The following is a 2942-nucleotide window of genomic DNA, read 5'->3' as shown; positions in this document are numbered from 1 at the left end:
CTCCACCACCATCAGCGGGGCCGAAGTCACCTTCGTGGCAGACCTCGACGCCGGACGTGCGGCAGCTGCGGCGCCGCCATCCGCACGCATCACCACCGACCCCTCCGAGCTGATCAACTCCAGCGACGTTGACGCCGTCGTGGTCGCTTCCCATGACTCCACATGCGGGACTGGTGCTGGAATGCTTCGAAGCGATGACCCCGGTATTGTGCGAAAAGCCGTTGGCTCCCACGCTCCTGGAAAGCCGCGAAGTGGTGGAGGCCGAAGCCGACCTCTTGGCCGCAACGGGTGCGCGGCTGCTGTCGATGGGCTTCATGAGGCGCTTCGATCCCGGCTATGTCGCCTTGCGCGAAGCCACCCGGGCACGCACGCAAGGCGAGCCTTTGCAGGTCCACTGCACCAGCCGGACCGTATCCGCGGGACCGGGCGCGAGCTCGGAGTCCGCCATCACCAACTCGGCCATCCACGAGCTGGACATCATCCCCTGGCTGTTGGATTCGCCCATCACTGAGGTGTCCTGGCAAGCGGGGCGGAGCTCCCGGTACAGCACGGGTGACCTGCGGGACCCGGCCTTCATGCTCCTACGCGCAGCCGACGGCACCCTGGCAACGCTCGAACTCTTCCTCAACGCCCAGTACGGTTACACCACCCGGTGCGAGGTTGTTTCGGAGTTCGGCACTGCCGCGCTCCCGGAACCGGCCGCCCTCGATGTCCGGCAGGAAGGGAAGCGCAGCTCCGAAATCCCCGCAGACTGGCGTCCACGTTTCGCCGACGCGTACCGCCTGCAACTTCAGGCCTGGATCTCCGCCCTCGAAAAGGGAGAGCCGGCGCCGCTCGCCACGGGTGAGGATGGCCTGCGCGCGTCGCAGCTCGCACAAGCGATGATCCGCTCGCTCCACAGCGACGGAGCCTACACAAAGGTGATCTACTGATGGTTTCATCCGGTCTGCCAGTATCAAGGGTGCCGGATTCGCGCGACGCTCCGGCGTTGCGCTGGGGGATCATGGGTCCGGGGTGGATTGCCGAACGCTTCATGGAATCGGTGCAGGCCCACTCAACGCAAGTGATCGCCGCCGTCGGCTCCCGCTCCTTGAACCGCTCCAAGGCGTTCGCGGATGCTTTCGGTGTGCCCGCCGCCTATGGAAGCTACGAAGAGCTGGCAGCGGCTCCGGACATAGACATTGTGTATGTGTGCACGCCGCACAACTTCCACCATGCGGCTGCTTTGATGGCCATCGACGCCGGCAAACACGTCCTGGTCGAGAAACCGATCGGCCTGAATGCCGCGCAGGCACGGGATATCGCCGCGCGGGCCAAGGCAGCCGGCGTTTTCGCCGCCGAGGCTATGTGGAGCTTCTTCCTTCCGAAGTTCGACGTGATCCGGCAAGTGCTCGACGCCGGGACGCTGGGTACCGTAACGACGGTCCTGGCGGAATACGGTGAGCACTTTGAACGAGGCCAGCGCATCTTCGATCCCGCTCTGGCTGGCGGGCCATTGCTGGACCTCGGCACCTACCCTCTGGCCCTCATCACCGAAGTACTCGGCGCCCCGGAACGCTTGAGCGCTTTCGGCGAGCCCCACGAATCGGGTGTCAACGGCCAACTCTCCGCCATCATGCAATTCACGGGCGGGGGCCAGGCCGTGATGAATACGCACTTGCATAATTTCACCCCCACCGCGGCGACGATCGTTGGCTCCGAGGCCACATTGACCATCGACGGCCCCTTCAATATGCCCGGCGGTTTCGAGCTCCGTTTCCCGGACGGCACGCGGCTTCGCCACAACGAGGCTGTGGGCGGGCATGTGGAAGGCTTGCACTTCGAAGCCGCAGCGGTGGCCCGCGCCGTCGCCGCGGGTGAGACGGAAACCCAACAACGGCCCCTGGCCTCCTCCATCCGGACGATGGATGTTGCCGATGAAATCTGCCGCCAAGTGGGCATTGAATTCCAGGGCGAAGGCAATGCCGCCTGAGCAATTGTTGTACTGACTATCGAAAGGACGGGCCCATGGCCTACATCGAACAGCACTCCTCCAGTCTCCCCACGCCTGTGCGGCTTGGACTCATAGGGTCCGGCTGGATGGGAGCGTTTCACGGCGAAAGCATAGCTCGCAGGGTTCCGGGTGCGGTCCTGGCCGCCGTCGCCGATCCCAACGTGGACTCCGCCGCGTCCGTGGCTTCCCAGCTTGGTACGGCGAAGGTCACCCCCGACGCCGCGGACATCCTGGCCGATCCTGACATCGATGCCGTCATCATCGCCAGTCCCGCGCGTTTTCACGCTTCCCTGATCGCCCAGGCCGCGGCCGCCGGCAAGCACGTATTTTGCGAGAAGCCTGCCGCGCAGAGCCTCGAAGAGCTCGACGCCGCCCTCCTCGCCGTCGAAACCGCCGGGGTACATTTCCAGATCGGCTTCAATCGCCGTTACGCCACCGACTTCCAAGCCGCGAAGAAGGACCTGGCCGAAGGAATTGTAGGGGAGCCGCAGCTCTTGCGCTCGTTGACAAGGGATCCGGGTACCGGGAGCATCGGACATGCAGCCAGGATTCCGGCCTGGACGATTTTCCTGGAAACCCTCATCCACGATTTCGACACTCTGAACTGGTTCAACGAAGGCGCCGAACCGGTGGAGGTCTACGCCGTCGCGGACGCACTGGTTGAGCCGAGCCTTCGTGACCAGGGATTCCTGGACACCGCCGTGGTCACCATCCGCTACAGCAATGGCGCCCTGGCGGTGGCGGAAGCCAACTTCAGTGCGCTGTACGGCTATGACGTCAGGGGCGAAGTCTTCGGCTCCAAGGGCATGGTGCAGGCCGGACGGCCCACTGAAACGGCTGCCCTGAGGTACACGGCAGAGGGCCTTTCCGCTGAGACTCCGAGGCTCAACGTGGAACTGTTCCGCGAAGCCTACACCGCTGAGCTCGTGGACTTCGCGGCGGCAGTCCG

At 64.6% G+C, this 2942-nt stretch carries 2 protein-coding genes and 1 pseudogene; all 3 read left to right on the top strand.

The annotated features are described in order from the left end of the window. Positions 1-932: pseudogene (locus tag AHiyo1_RS07695) on the top strand (Gfo/Idh/MocA family protein); the annotation flags it as partial. Next, positions 932-1972 carry a Gfo/Idh/MocA family protein gene (locus tag AHiyo1_RS07690; RefSeq protein WP_059388165.1) on the top strand — a complete coding sequence of 347 codons (1041 nt, stop codon included), beginning with the start codon at positions 932-934 and terminating at the stop codon, positions 1970-1972. The pseudogene AHiyo1_RS07695 and the gene AHiyo1_RS07690, both read left to right, overlap by 1 nt. A 35-nt stretch (positions 1973-2007) precedes the next feature. Then, on the top strand, positions 2008-2942 hold a 935-nt coding region (locus tag AHiyo1_RS07685; protein ID WP_059388164.1), incomplete at its 3' end, for a Gfo/Idh/MocA family oxidoreductase.

This window comes from Arthrobacter sp. Hiyo1, from assembly GCF_001263615.2.
Taxonomy (GTDB): domain Bacteria; phylum Actinomycetota; class Actinomycetes; order Actinomycetales; family Micrococcaceae; genus Arthrobacter.
Note: the sequence above shows the minus strand (reverse complement) of the source record. Positions and strands in the feature narration are given on the sequence as shown.

Bases quoted from the DNA above. Each gene is read 5' to 3' on its own strand.
- AHiyo1_RS07690 (WP_059388165.1), top strand. From the start codon at position 932: ATGGTTTCATCCGGTCTGCCAGTATCAAGGGTGCCGGATTCGCGCGAC.